This window comes from Streptomyces griseus (assembly GCF_900460065.1).
Taxonomy (GTDB): Bacteria; Actinomycetota; Actinomycetes; order Streptomycetales; family Streptomycetaceae; genus Streptomyces; species Streptomyces griseus.
Genome location: NZ_UAVD01000038.1, coordinates 201,955 through 216,297 on the forward strand (window position 1 = coordinate 201,955; position 14,343 = coordinate 216,297).

Genomic DNA, 14,343 nt, shown 5'->3' on the forward strand with positions numbered 1-14,343 from the left:
GGTACGAGATGGCCCTCGCTGGCGCGTTCAGCGAGGGCCATCGTCGTTGTCGAGCGCGGGCTACTTCCGCTTGGCGCCCCGTTTGACAGCGACCGGTCGCCAGGCGCGCAGGTCGTCGTCGGTGAGCCCGTTCTCGCCCTGGACCATCTGCCGGTCACCCCGGAAGTAGGTGGCGGGGGAGGAGCTGAAGGTGGCGTCGAACTCGTTGTGCCACTGGTCGAGCCAGGGCTGGAGTTCGAGCAGACCCGCGAGGAACGGGGTGAGTTCCTCTGCGGTCAATGCCTCGTGGGACGCGATGTACGCGTCGAGCGCGTAGGCCTGCTCACGGTGATCCCAGCCGGCCCAGCCGTACAGCTCGGGCGTGGCCGCGTTGCTCTGCCCGTACGAGATGAACCGCTCCTTGGGCACGTCGAGCTTGCCGCGTGCTTTCCAGAAGGAGGGCCGCAGGAAGTCGGCGGAGGTGTACTTCGGCGGCACGGGGATGGTGTCCCGGATCTTCCGCTTGGCCAGCTCATCCGGGGCCGCGTCCTCCTGCCGCTGGAGATTCCACACGTGTTCCCAGTCCGCGCGCTTCTTGAGCCCGGAGGGCTTGTAGCGCAGGGCGGCGAGGAACGGCACATGCTCGCCCGTCATCAGCTCAGCAACGACGGTGTGGAGTTCCTTGTGCGGCTCGTAGATCTTGGCGACGGAGACGAAGTCCTCATCGCGGGAGAGAGCGTCGGTTAGCTGAGCGAGGGAGACGAGAGCAGGCGTGCCGTTCTCAGTAAACCAGTGGCGTCGATTCTCGATCCGATCTAGCAGCCAAGAGTGGAGGGCCTTCTGTTGTAGTGCGTCCCATCCTTCGGTGGCCCAGCGGCGTTTGTAATCGGGCCGTTCTACCATTCCAATGGCTCGGCTTGACTCGATAGCGTCGATGCGCTTTTGAACGAGCTCGCGATAAGTATCGGGCCAATGTCTGGGAATCTCGGTGATTGGGACTGAGTTGTGGCGTTTGAACCACTCGTTGCTGGCTTCGCCTGCGGCGACGCGACGGGCAAGCACGATCTCGAAGGCGCGCTCACCGAGAGTCAGTGGGGGAACACAAGAGGAGTCGGGGTCTTCTGAGCCAGTGAGATCCTCAGGGTGCAAACCGTAAAGTGAGTAGACCTGCCAGTCCAGTTCCTCCTGCAGCGAAATCATACGAGCGCGGACGGAATGCCATTTCCCCCTCAACTCGCGGAGGGCGGACGCAGTGGGTGTAGTTTCCCGGATGGTAGCGCTGGAGCTTTCGGAAGCGAGCTGGCTCGCGAGCGAATCCAAAGTCGCAGCAAGGGCTGTGGGTCTGATGGCGGGCAAGGGAAATTCCTGAATCTTGGTTCCAGTGAACTCGTAGTGGACCATCCAGGACTCAGGAACCCAGCGGTTTCCACCCCCACTGTTATTGTCCATGCCGCCCTTGGCTTGACTTACCATTTTGAGCCAAAAGCAGGCGGTGGAGCTATTCAGAGGTCCAATTAGTTGCAAGTGATCTTCTTCGCTCGACCCCTCACGCAGGGTGATCACTGGAGCGGACTGCTTGAATACGTTCCCTCCCCTGTCCAATACGAAGTGATTCTGTCGCGAAACGAATGCAAACGTAATCGAGAGCGGGGTCCTGTATCGCTCGGGGACCCAGCGATACCATGCCCACCAGGGCTTTCCTAGGTCGTGCTGAGTGCGTCCATCGAAGTCGGTTGTTGATCGCAGGTAGCGTCGCGCCGTCCAAAGGAGGCGCCCCCATGGACTGCTCTCGTCGTACGGTAGAGGAGAAAGCGAAGAGTCGTACGGTGCGATTGCGCTCTCGAAGCTATGTGTGCTCCAGTCGCGAACCACTTCGCCAACGATCAACGGTTTCGCTACATTGTCTCCGATGCCGTAACGGCGGAGCGTTTCTGGCGGATGAATGAATGCGTCGTCCTGGCCGGGGAAGCTCGCGAAGCCAATATCGCGAGATAGGGCACTTCGTAGTTTTTCTGTGCTAGTCTTTTCGATTTGTTGATTGAGTTCTAGTCCGCCATCAGTCAGAATCCAAGGCTGTTTTCCGAAGTAATGTTTTCGGTTGAGATGGTCGACTGAAATCCATTGGCTCACCGAGCCGGGATCTTCGATCTGATTGGTGATAGCCGACCAGACTTTACCTTCTTCAGCGTTGTTCGGTGTACCTGGTTCTCCCTGGATGCTTCTTGCCGTGAGGATAGTGTCTGAGCGTTGACTGCCCGAGCGGTGCCTGCCGACTAGAATCACGGTTGGTGTACCGTGTCCGGGAATGTAAGCTCCCGAGCAGTCAATTACTTCTGTCAGTTCAATCTCGTGTGCAAAGTGAGTCTCGATTAGCCTAGTTCCGAACTCCCGTTTCATGAAGGAGTTTGCGGTGATTTGCCCGACCATTCCGTACCCGCGTCCGCTCTCGGCATGCCCAATCAGCGCCAGCTCGAAAAATCTCTGGGCGAATGGAACAGAGAGGGCGTACTTTCCGGCGCAAGCGTCGTAGAGTCCCCGGTACAGCTCATTGAGCCTCTTGTCTTTGACAGTGATGTAAGGCGGGTTCCCCACCACCACGTGGTATCGCCCCTGCCGCAGGATCTCAGGATGCTCGTGGACGTCCTCCGTCTCGTACTTGAACTCCGCCAGCTCGTCCGCACCCTCCTCCTCTAGCCCGTCAAACAGGTTCCCCTGCTTGTGCCGGTGCTTGATCAGCGAGTCCCCCACCGCCAAGTGAATCGGCCACTCATACCCCGCGGCGTCCCCCAGCGTCCGCACTCCGCTAGCCGCCATAGCCGCCACCAACAGCCGGAACCGCGCGATGGCCACCGCGAACGGGTTCAGGTCCACCCCGTGCACCGAGTCCAGCGCAGCCGCCACCCGCTCATGCACATCGCGCCCCGGCTGCCCGTCCGCCCATAGCCGTACCAGTCGCCGGAACGCACCCAGCACGAAGTGCCCCGATCCGCACGTCGGGTCGATCATCTTCAAGCCCTCGTACCCGAACTCCCGCACCGCCGGAGTCATCGTCCGGTCGAGGATGAACTCCTCCACGAACTCCGGCGTCTGGAGCAGCGCGTACGTCTTCCGGGCCGCCTCGCTCAGATCCTGGTACAGGTCGCCCAGGAAGCGGGTGTCCCAGCCCTTCGTGCCGTCGCCGTCCTCCTCAAGCGGGTCCGTGAAGTCGTGCACGAGCACGCCCTCCTCGTCCCTCGCCCGCCAGAAGTCGACCAGGTCGCGGGCACTGTCGTGGGAGAGAGGGATCTGGAACAGCGGGTTGTGCTTCTTGTCGAAGAGCAGCCGGCCCGCCTGGCCCGCGCCCAGTTCCTCGAACGCCGTCTCCAGCCAGCCCCGGTACGTCGGGTCGTCCGATGTGGACACGTAGTCCTCGAAGCGGGCGAGCGCCAGGTCGCGGCGGTCGTCCTCCGGGGCCGTCAGGTACGGCTCCGGGATCAGACGGTTGTCCTCGCAGAAGCGGACGAACACCGTGCCCAGCACCCATGCCACCGCGACCTGCGTGACGCGCTCGTCGAGCCAGGAGTTCCACGTCGCCGCCGTACGGCCCAGCTTCCGGGCTCGGTCGTACTCGGCGCGCAGCCGCGCACCCACCTCCGCCACGGCCTTCACCTGCTGGGACAGGTCCGTCTCGGCCGCCTTGACCTGCTGCTTCAGGTCGTTCAACAGAGCCTTGCGGTCGATCACTTGGTTTCTCCCTGGTGTTGCTGGACGCCGCTCCTGGCGGCGGGTACGGACCGGTGGACGTCGTCCACCCAGGCGTCCGGAAGTTCGATCCACTCACCCAGGCCCGCCTGATAGGCGACCGCGACCTGGCCGAGCTTCGGTTCGCGGGCCGGGTCGCCCTGCGGGACCAGCAGCCACAGCCCCCGCCCGCCGTGGCGGGCCGCCTGCGCCAGCCGGTGCAGGACGCCCATCGCGTCGTACCGGGCGAAGACGTTCGCGTCCGTCAGCAGCACTGGCGGCGTACCGGGGCCGCCCTCCGCCAGCAGCTCCCGTACACGCGGTTCCACCGAGCCCCACGCCGTACGCGCGTACTCGGCGAACTTCACCGCGCCCCGGTGCCCCGGCTCCGCCGCGTCCGCCTTCAGCAGCGTCTCCCACGTCGGCTTCGTCCCCGGCGGGACCAGTGCGTGCAGGGCGTCCAGGAACAACTGCGTCGCCGACACCGCGTGCGCGCCCAGCGCACCGTCCCCGCTCTCGCGCGCCAGGGACCGTACCGCCTTCGGCGACAGGTCCTGGCGCACTGTCAGAACCCGGTAGCCGTCCTTGCGGGCCGAGGCGACGAGGCGCTCGTCGGTGCGTACGGCGGCTGCCACCAGTGGATCGTCCGCGTACCGGGTGACCGCGCCCAGGTTCGTCGAGCGGCCCCAGCTGTCCGTGGTCAGGTAGCTGGACGCCGCGTCCATCCGCGTCGGGAGGTAGCGCAGCGTCCCGGTGTCCTCGCGGGTGGCGAGGGTCAGCTCGAAGCCCGCCTCCCGCAGCGCCTTGGTCAGCGGGCCCGCCGTCGGCAGGTCGACGGTCGTGCCGCCCCGGCCGTCCGGCACGACCAGCTCCGGGAAACGTGCCCGTACCCGCTCGTGCACGTCGTCGCCGGTGATCCCCGGCTGCCGGCCCTCCGGCGATCCCGGGATCAGGCGCACCAGACCGGCCTGGGTCAGTCGCAGCGCGCGGACCAGGTCGAGGTCGCGGGGGTAGATCTCCAGACGGGGAGTGGCCGCGGCGTTCTCCGATGCCGCGGCGGCCAGCTCCACCAGGCGGCGCTCGTCCCACTCCACCGTCCCCGGCGGCGGGGCCAGCGCCGCCAGCTCGCCCAGCACCGTCGTCGCGGTCGGCAGGGTGTCCAGAGCGGCGAGCCCGTCGGCCTTCCTGCCCAGCCGGGCCGCGTAGTCCAGGAGACCCGGGGCCGTCGGGGTGTCCGGCGGGTCGCCAGGCGTCCCCGCCTCCTCGTCCGGGTCCCGGACGTCCAAGGCCAGCAGACCCGCGCCGAGAGACTCGTCGGTGGCCCCGCGGTTCGCCTGGTGCTGGAACTGGGCGCTCTCCGGGTCGAACTGCTCCAGCTCCACCACGGCCCGTACCGCCGCCAGCGCCAGCGCCCGGCGCTGCTCCCGCTCGGACAGCTGCGTACCGCGACGCACCGCGAGGGCGTCCGCGATCTCCGAGGCGGACGCGATCCGGCCCAGCCCCTTCAGGAGATCCATGATCTCGGCGCGCAGCGCGGAGACGGCCGGGTCCTTCTTCCAGCGCTTCCGCTCCTCCTTGAGCATCTGGTAGACGCGCTGCGGGGTCACGCCCACCAGTTCCGCGACGTCCTTCGGCCGGGGCCAGACGCCGATGGCCGGCAGAACACCGCGCTCGTTCGGCAGGCGCAGCAGCAGACGGACCATTTCCACCTTGCTGCTGTTCGCGCCGTTGTTGTTCAGCTCCGGAACCAGGATGGTGGCGAGGGTGTCGAGGCTGACCGAGCGGAGTGCCGCACCGGACAGCCCCGCCGCCTTGCCGTCCGTGGCCAGGGCGTCGACCACCGCCGCCTCGCCGGAGGTGAGCTGCGCCAGCTCCTCCTTGGCCTCCGCGCGGCCCCGGGCCGTCAACGGGGAGACCGGCGCCTCGCGCAGCAGCTCGCCCCACTCCCGCTGGCGGCGCTGCACCTCTCCCCGGGTCTTGGCGCCGAGCCCCGGTGCGTTGACGAGCTTGCGGCGGCTGTAGTCCAGAAGCCCGCCGACCGTGGTGATGCCCAGGTTGTAGAGGAAGGACTGGGCGGCCTCGGTGAGTCCGGCCGTCGACAGGTGCGTCTCGCGGGTGACGTCCTTGGCGAGCCGGTCGCGCTGCTGTTCCGCACTGAGCGGCTCCGCGTCCGCGATGGCGGGACGGCCGTCCTCGGAGACCGGGACCGGGGTGCTGGCCGGGCGGGAGAAGCTGGACGGAACGGTCTGCGAGGCGTCCAGAAAGATCTTCCGCCACGCGTCCCGCATCGGCTTCAGCTCGGGATAGCGGCGGGAGACGTCCCGGTGGAGCGCCTTCTGGAAGAACGCGACCAGCCCGTCCCGTACCGCGGGCTCGAACGCGTCCGCCGCCACCGTCGGGTACGGGAACTCCTTGTGGTCGGTCTGGCGCGGCAGGACCGAGCCGTCCCCCCACTTCGGCAGCTCGCCGGAGGCCATCTGGTGAAGGGTGACCGCGACCGCGTACCGCTCCGCGTGCGAGTCGTACGCCGTACGCGTCAGCGTGCCGATGAACGGGTCCAGGTAGCCGTCCGTGCCCGCCTCGTACTCCCGGGCCGGATAACCGGCCAGCGAGAAGTCGATCAGGACCAGCTCGCGCGTGCGGTTCGGGCGGACGCGGATCGCGATGTTGTCGGGCTTGATGTCCCGGTGCCAGACGCTCTCCCCTTCCAGGAAGTCGACCGCGCCGAACAGATACTCTCCGTACGCCTCCAACTGGTCGACCTGGAGACGCCCGCTGTCGCGGAGCTGGCGGGCCACCGTCTCCTGCCGGCGCCGGCTGCGCTTGCCGCCCGTCTCCGTGCTCTCCGCGTCGTCGTCCCGCTCGTCGCCCACGTACTCCAGCGCGAGCAGCGTCCGCTCCGCGATCCGCAGGGGCTGCGGCTCGACGAGGCGGATGACGCGCGAGTCCGGGCGCAGCCGCCCCATGACCTCCGCCTCCCGGGCCAGCACATCGCCCCGGCTGTCGGACAGCGCCACCTTCAGGACGGCCAGCGGCCGGGTGCCGCGCGCCTCCGCCTCCAGGTCCCGGACCAGGAAGGCGCGGCTCGTCGAACCTGTGCCGAGGCGTCGGCGGACCTCCCAGCGCCCGCCCAGGACATCCCCGGCCACGGCTTCCAGCGGGTCCTTCTCCGGAGCCTCGGTCACGGGTGAGCTGGACGGGGCGGTGAGAGCGTCCTCGACCAGCTCCAACATCTCCAGGAACTCGTCGACCGTGGACAGCCGGTGGTCCGGGCGGTAGGCGGTCGCCGCCTGCACCAGTTCGTCGATGTCCTCCGAGAGACCGTCCACCAGCGAGCTGGGCCGCAGCCCCTCCCCGGCCTCCAGCCTGGCCAGCAGCTCGGCCTGGCTGGCGGCGGGCGCTCTGCCGGTGACCAGGAGGTAGGTCAGGACACCGAGCCCGTACACGTCCAGATACACCGGGTCCGCGCTAGGGGCCCGCAGTTCTGGGGCGAGATAGGCGTCCGATCCCTCGGCCAGGTGCGTCGTGGACAGCGCTGTCGGGGCCAGCCGGGTCGAACCGGGTGTCGTGGCGCCCTGTTGGGTGGCGATCTGCCAGTCCGAGATCTGCAGCCCCGGGGTCAGCCACGCGGCTTCCTCTCCCAGGGCGTGGTCCCGCCGCCCCCGGTCACGCGGTATGACGTGCACCGAGCGGGCGGCCAGCGCCCGGTGGAAGATCCGGCTCGAATGGGCGGAGCGCATTGTCTCCGCGAGTTGGCGTACCAGCGCCATCCGTCCGAGGATGTCGAGCTTCTCGCCGTACTGGAGCAGGTACTCGTCCAGGCGCAGGGTCTGCGGGTGGTAGTCGAAGATCAGCGCCGGGCCCGCCGAGTGCCCGGACGGGTTGTACTGCTTGAGCTGCACCACGCCGACATGCTGGAACCTCTGCAGCACCGCGGCCTCACGGAGGGCTGCGGTCTCCACCGACCGGCGAATGGTGGCGTCCGAGCCGCGCTCCCGCAGGTACACGCGGACGCGGGCGATCTCCGGCAGCTCACTGTGCTCGGCCAGGTAGTCCGCCCAGGTCGGTCCGGTGTCGAAGGACTTCCGCTTGAGCTCGTAGGGACCGACCTTGAACTCGGCATCGCTCTTGCGGATGCCGACGCGGTCCAGCGCCTTCTTGATGTCGCGGGAGCCGGGAGCGGTGATCCGCCGGCGCTCGTCACGGGGTGGCTGCTTGAGCATGGCGACCAGCTCGTCGACGGTGTGAACGCCGTTCTGGTCGTTGGCCGGGAGCCGGATGCGCAGCGAACCCTCGGTGAAGCAGACGGCCTCGCCCACCCACACCCGCCTGCCGTGCTGGCCGAGCAGGCCCGCCAGTTCCTTCGCCTTCTTGTCGACCAGATGCAGCGGATTGCCGTGCGGGATGCGGCGGCCGTTCGGCGCGGTCTGCACCCACGTGCCGTTCTCGCTGGTGAGGGAGCCGTGCCAGTTCTTGAGTTCGATCATGCAGACGCCGCCGGGAGCGACGACGAGCAGATCCACTTCACGGACGTGGCCACTGTTCGCGGTGAAGGTGAAATTCGACCAGGCCCGCCACGGGTCGGCGTCCGGCAACTGCTCGCGGATGGCCTTCAGCCCACGCCGCTCATGGTCGAACTCCGACTCGGTGACCGTGGTCCACCGGCCTTCTCGCATGCGCTGTCCCCACCCGTTGGTTTCCGTATCCCCGTGGTTACACCCGGTTGACCCGTCGTGTCGAGCGAGCCGATGGCAGATGTGGCACCCGGGAGGAGAAATCCTAACGTCGCCGCTCTGGTACGAAGACAGGCGGACAGTGCGCACCGCTACGTGGTGGACGCCGCGATTTCGGCCCACTCGAAGAGATCCGTCCGACTGAGTCGGGCTCGGGCAATTCGGGAAGAAGCACTTTGATCGAATCCACCCCCGGACCCGGCTCCTGGCTCTACCATCCGAGCGGGGGGTATCGGTGTCCCGGCGAGTGCCGGGCCCGTACGTACGTGTGTCGCGCGAACTCCTCCGAAGACCGATCCACATTCGCAGTCCGCCAGGAGCGCAGCGTGCCGTACACGGCCGAGATCAGCCGCACCAACCCGACGAGCATCATCTTCCTCGTCGACCAGTCCACCTCGATGAGCGACCCCATCGGCGGTGAGGTCCCCCAGCAGAAGGCAGATGTCGTCGCCGACGCCATCAACCGCCTGCTCACCGAGCTCTCGGTCAAGTGCGCGAAGGAAGAGGGCGTACGCGACTACTTCCACGTCGCGGTCGTCGGCTACGGCGCCACCGTCGGCTCGGCGTTCGCCGGCTCCCTCGGAGGCCGCGACATCGTTCCCCTCAGCGAGGTGGCGGACAACCCGGCCCGCGTCGACGAGCGGAGCAAGAAGGTGCCGGACGGTGCCGGTGGCCTGGTCGAGACCTCCGTCAGCTTCCCGCTGTGGATGGACCCCGTCGCCCATGGCGGGACGCCGATGAACCGTGCTCTCCAGTACGCCGAGAGCCTCGTCTCCGGCTGGACCGAGCGCTACCCGGCCAGCTTCCCGCCCATCGTCATCAACCTGACGGACGGCGAGTCGACCGACGGCGACCCCACTGCGGCAGCCGAGGCCATCACCTCGCACGCGACGGCGGACGGAGCCGCCCTGTTGTTCAACCTGCACGTGTCGGCCGCAGGCGGAACGCCTACCGCCTTCCCGGATACCGCCGATGGACTCCCCGACAGCTACGCCCGCACGCTCTTCTCCATGTCGAGCCCCTTGCCGAGCCACATGCGTTCCTACGCCGCCTCGCAGGGGCAGCGGGTCAGCGAGACCACCCGGGGATTCGTCTACAACGCGGACATCACCACGGTCGTCCAGTTCCTCGACATCGGCACGCGCGCCACCGAACTGCGGTGACGCGTCCGCCCTCCTGCGTCTATGTCACGCACCTCGTAGCCCCCAAGCACGGCAGCACGCCGGCGGAATGCGAGGACGCCGTCGTCGTGCTGCCTGACCGTTCGCACGATGAAATGCTGCGGGAACCGCTCACTGTGGGTGTCTGCGACGGTGCGACCGAGAGCGCGCTGGCGAAGGACTGGGCCGCCTTGCTTGCCCGTACGGTGGCCGAGGAAGCCATGGGACTGCCCGACCTTCTGAAGCCGGGGGCCGAGTTCGAGCAATTCGCCGCAACAGTTGTCGACCGGTGGGATCCCTGGCTCGCGCAATACACGAAAGAGCGCGTCGAGGACGGGCGCCCACTGAAATGGTATGAGCACACCAAGCTCGCCGAAGGTGCCTTCGCCACGCTGCTCGCCGTGCGCGTGGACCCCGATGCCGAGCCTCGGGCCGACGCTGACGCCGCCGACGATGGCGAGCCCACCCCGGGCTGGCGGTGGCGGGCGGCGGCCCTGGGGGACAGCTGCCTGTTCCACCTGCGTGATGATCGACTGCTGGAGGCGTTTCCGGTGAAGTCGGCGGACGACTTCGGCACGGTCCCCGACCTCTTCGGCAGCCGTAACCACGATGCGGCGCTGCTGGCCGAACGCACGCGATTCCTCCAAGGCGACTGCCTGCCCGGTGACCGACTGCTCCTAGCGACCGACGCGCTGGCCGCCTGGTATCTCTCAGCACCGGATCGGCTGGCCGCCGTACGCGAGCTGCTGGAGTTCTCGGGACCCGATGACCTGGACCGGTTCGGGGACTGGTTGAACGGACTTCGCGAGCGTCAGCAACTGCGCAACGACGACGTCGCCGTCGTACGGATCGACTTCGAAGGGAGATGAGCGTGAGATCGCCCACCGCTCCGCAGCCGCAGTTTCCCAGCGGCGCGGCCTACGCGGAAGCGCTGCAACACACCCAGCTGTGCTTCCGACATCCCGAACTCAAGGGTGCCCGGCCGGACCTGACCAAGCTCGGGCTGCCTCGCGCCATCTCCGGAGCCTTCGCCAGCGTCTTCTCACTCACCTCGGCCACATCCGGCCAGCGGTACGCGGTCAAATGCTTCACCCGATACGTTCCGGATCAGGAACGGCGCTACCAGGCCATTAGCGCCCGGCTGGCGCGTCTGGACCGGGCCGAACTCTCCCAGCCCTGGAACCTCGGCTTCGAGTATCTCCCCGACGCGATCAGCGTGGGCCAGCAGCGCTATCCCGTTCTGAAGATGGAGTGGATCGAGGCCGTCACCCTGTCGTCCTGGCTGGACGACAACCACGCCGACCGGTTCGCCGTGGACCGCCTGGCCGACCGGTTCGCGGCGCTCACCCGTGACCTGTCCCAGCACGAGATCGCCCACGGGGACCTTCAGCACGGCAATTTGCTGGTCGCTGGCGACGACACCCTGCGGCTGGTCGACTACGACGGTATGTACGTGCCGGACCTGGCCGGACTCGGCGGCACCGAGCGAGGCCACCGCAACTACCAGTCGCCCCTGCGCGGAAACGACGACTTCGGGGTGGAGCTGGACCGCTTCTCCGCCTGGGTCATCTTCATGTCGCTCAAGGCCATCGCCACCGACCCCACCCTCTGGAACCGGCTGCATCAGCCCAGTGGCGAGTTCCTCCTGCTCACCGAGGAGGACTTCAGCAGCCCCGGCGGTTCCACAGGACTGCAGACCCTGCTCGCCCACCCCGACCAACTGGTCAGCGGTCTCGCCGACCGGGTGAGATCTCTGGCCTTCCAGCCGCTGGAACTCCTGCCGCCGCTCTCCGACACCATCCCGAAGCAGCGCACGGCACCGACGGTCACCACGACTTCCCCCGGCCCGGCTGCCGCCCCAGCGGGCGGTGCGGGCGGACTGCCCGGCTGGATGACGGGCCATGTTCCCTCGCCTGCGAGACCAACCTCGACTGCCACCGTCAGCACGTCACCGGACGGATTTCGCGGCCGGACGGCTCTGGACGTCGCCACGGCGCTGTTGTGGCCGCTTCTGCTCGCCATGACCGGCGTACTGCTCATGGCCGGACTTCCGATGCCGACCGCCGTGGCCGGCGCACCCGTCGCCGCGGCTCTCCTCCTCACGGCATTCGCCCGGAGCCGCCGCGTCGAACGTGCGCAGGCGCGGGCCGCTCTGGCCGGACTGACGCAACAACTCGGCCGGCTCGACGAACCGGTCAAAGCAGCGGAGAAGCTGCGCAAGGAGAAGGAGAAGTTCGAGGCGACCGAGTCGGAGCGGAGCGCCGCGCACCCCAAGGAACAGGACAAACTCACGGCTCGCTACCACGCCGAGCTCAAGGAAGCCGAACAGCGCAAGGTGCGCAAGCAGCGCGAAATCGACAAGAAGATCGGCAAGCTCGCGGAGGACCTGAGCAAGGCTCTGTTGAAGGCTCTCACCGACAAACAGAACGCCTACGTCCGGGACCGCCTGGGCCGGAGGCTGATCGCCGATTCACCGCCGCACGGAATCGGGCCGACGCTCGCCGCACGTCTCGCGGCCGTGGGCATCCGGTCAGCGGCCGACTTCACCGGGTACCGGACGGTGCAGAACAACTCGTTCAACAGCACCGGTGCCGTACTGGTAATCAGCAACGGCAGGTTGGTCAATGTCACTGGTATCGGCGAGGCGAAGGCCATCGGGCTCGACGTCTGGCGTCGCGACGTCGTCGCCTCTGCCGTCGCTCGTCAGCCGAAGGCACTCGGCACCGCGGAACGGCAGCAGATCGAACAGGGAATCACCCGACGCCGAGCCCAGCTCACCGATCAGCGCAGTGCCCTTGAGCCGGCCACCGAAGCCTTGCGCGTGCAGGCGCGCAAGAAACTGGAGGATGGCCGTTCCCGCCTCACCCAGAAGCACACGCTCGCAGGCCAAGAAGCAGCGCGACAGCGGCAGGAGTTCAGCCAACGGGCTGTCACACTGAAGCAGAACCGTGCGATCCATGAGTCCCTGAGTGCCTCGGTCGAGGCCGCCAGGATGAGCCTCCGCAGGTTGGCATACGCACATTACGTACGGTTCATCTACGTCGGACGCTGATAGCGTGGCAGAGACCGTCCATCCCGTCGGCTGATCGGATTCACCCGGCGATGCGGCGCTGCTCGCGCGGTGCGCTGACGGTCCGGGAGCAGTGCCCCGGGGGCCATTGCCGCGCTTCTCAGGGCGCGCGGTCCCCGCGCTCCGAGGTCTCCTCCAGAAGGGCGTCGAGGTCCTTCAGCCGGTCCAGGCCCTTGACCGCCCTCGCCATGCGGTGGTTGCCGCTCAGCGCGGTCCGGTGGCGGTGCAGGAAGGCCCAGTACCCCGCCGTGTACGGGCAGGCGTGTTCGCCGGTCCGGTCGGTGGGGCGGTAGGCGCAGGGCTTGCACAGGTCGCTCATTTTGTTGATGTAGGCGCCGCCGGAGGTGTACGGCTTGGTCGTCATCCGGCCGCCGTCCGCGTACTGCGACATGCCGACGACGTTGGGCAGCATCACCCAGTCGTAGCCGTCGACGAAGCAGCGGTGGAACCAGTCGGTCACGGCGGCCGGGTCCCAGCCGTCCTGGAGGGCCCGGCTGCCCAGCACCATCAGGCGCGGGATGTGATGGGTCCAGCCGGTGTCCCGGACCTGGGCCAGCACGGCGGACAGGCAGTTCGCGGTGACCGCGTCGGCGTCCAGGTCGAGGAACCAGCCGGGCAGCGGAGCCCGGTGGCGCAGCGCGTTGCGGGTCCGGTACTCCTCGCCGAAGTGCCAGTACAGCTGCCACACGTACTCCCGCCAGCCCGCGATCTGCCGGACGAAGCCCTCGACGCTGTTGAGCGGCGCCTCGCCCGCGCGCCACGCCTGCTCGGCCCGCTCCACGCACTCGGCGGGGTCCAGGAGCCCCAGGTTGAGGGGGACGGACAGCAGGCTGTGGCTCATCACGGGGTCGGCCGCGAGCATCGCGTCCTCGTACCGTCCGAAGTCGCCGAGACGGTGCGCGACGAAGCGCCGCAGTGCGGCCAGCGCCTCCCGCCGGGTGACGGGGAAGCGGCGGGGGCCGTCACGGCCGACGAACGTGACCTCGCCGTCCCGCTCCCACCGGTCGAGGTCGCGGCGCACCTCGTCGTCGATCTCGTCCTCGTGCGGGCGGTAGGGCGCGGGGACGTCCAGGGCCTTCGCGTCCCGGGGCGGCGGCTCGCGGTTGTCGTGGTCGAGGTTCCACGTTCCGCCGGCCGGCGCGTCGCCGTCCATGAGCAGCTCGTGCTCCCGGCGCATCCACCGGTAGAACCCCTCCATCCGCAGCCGGTCGCTCCCGTGCTCCTCGGCCCACGCACCGAACTCCTCCCGCGCCAGCAGGAAGCCCCGGGCCGGAAGCACGTCGATCCCGTCCCGGCCGGTCACGAAGTCCAGCGCGGCCCGGGACGTCGGGTGGCAGACCGTCAGACGGCCGCCGCCACCGTCGAATCCCGCCTCCGCCAGCCCTTCCGTGTAGGTCCGGGCCTGTACGTAGCGGACCCGGTCGCCCAGTTCGGCCGCCCGGTGCCGCATCGCGGAGAGGACGAGGTGGGCCTTGGCCCGGTGGAAGCGGCGTCTGCGCAGCACGGACCGGGCCTCGATCATGAGGACGGGGGCGTGCGCGTCCGGCCCGCCGTGGCGGGGTTCCAGGAAGTGGGGGCCGAGCTGGTCCCCGAAGATCCAGTGGGTACGTGGTGCCATCAGGTCGTCTGTCCTGCCGTCGGGCCCCCTTCGCCAGGCTAAGGGGTCGCCCGCGGTTCCCGG

6 protein-coding genes are annotated in these 14,343 nt (G+C 68.2%); 3 read left to right on the plus strand and 3 right to left on the minus strand.

What is annotated here, in order from left to right:
* Positions 1–60 precede the first annotated feature (60 nt).
* Both pglX and pglW read right to left on the minus strand, forming a co-directional pair.
* Positions 61–3,702, minus strand: a complete 3,642-nt coding sequence (pglX, locus tag DTB53_RS27960) for a BREX-2 system adenine-specific DNA-methyltransferase PglX (RefSeq protein ID WP_012378653.1) — start codon at positions 3,700–3,702, stop codon at positions 61–63.
* Entirely contained in the window at positions 3,699–8,375 is a 4,677-nt protein-coding gene (gene pglW, locus DTB53_RS27965) for a BREX system serine/threonine kinase PglW (RefSeq protein ID WP_012378652.1), read from the minus strand. Before pglW ends, pglX begins: the two co-directional genes overlap by 4 nt.
* A 383-nt stretch (positions 8,376–8,758) precedes the next feature.
* Here pglW and DTB53_RS27970 point away from each other — a divergent pair, with 383 nt between their 5' ends.
* From DTB53_RS27970 to DTB53_RS27980, 3 genes are read left to right on the plus strand one after another with little or no spacing between them, the layout of a single operon-like run.
* Positions 8,759–9,595 carry a vWA domain-containing protein gene (locus DTB53_RS27970; protein WP_012378651.1) on the plus strand — a complete coding sequence of 279 codons (837 nt, stop codon included), beginning with the start codon at positions 8,759–8,761 and terminating at the stop codon, positions 9,593–9,595.
* Entirely contained in the window at positions 9,592–10,461 is an 870-nt protein-coding gene (locus DTB53_RS27975; protein WP_012378650.1) for a hypothetical protein, read from the plus strand. The genes DTB53_RS27970 and DTB53_RS27975 overlap by 4 nt, the downstream gene beginning before the upstream one ends.
* Positions 10,458–12,644 (plus strand): protein kinase family protein, encoded by a 2,187-nt coding sequence (locus tag DTB53_RS27980; protein ID WP_012378649.1) that lies wholly within the window; start codon positions 10,458–10,460, stop codon positions 12,642–12,644. Before DTB53_RS27975 ends, DTB53_RS27980 begins: the two co-directional genes overlap by 4 nt.
* A gap of 118 nt (positions 12,645–12,762) precedes the next feature.
* On the opposite strand, the gene DTB53_RS27985 is transcribed toward DTB53_RS27980, so the two are convergent.
* Positions 12,763–14,280, minus strand: coding sequence for a cryptochrome/photolyase family protein (locus tag DTB53_RS27985; protein ID WP_012378648.1), 1,518 nt, complete (start codon positions 14,278–14,280; stop codon positions 12,763–12,765).
* Between the last annotated feature and the right edge of the window lie 63 nt (positions 14,281–14,343).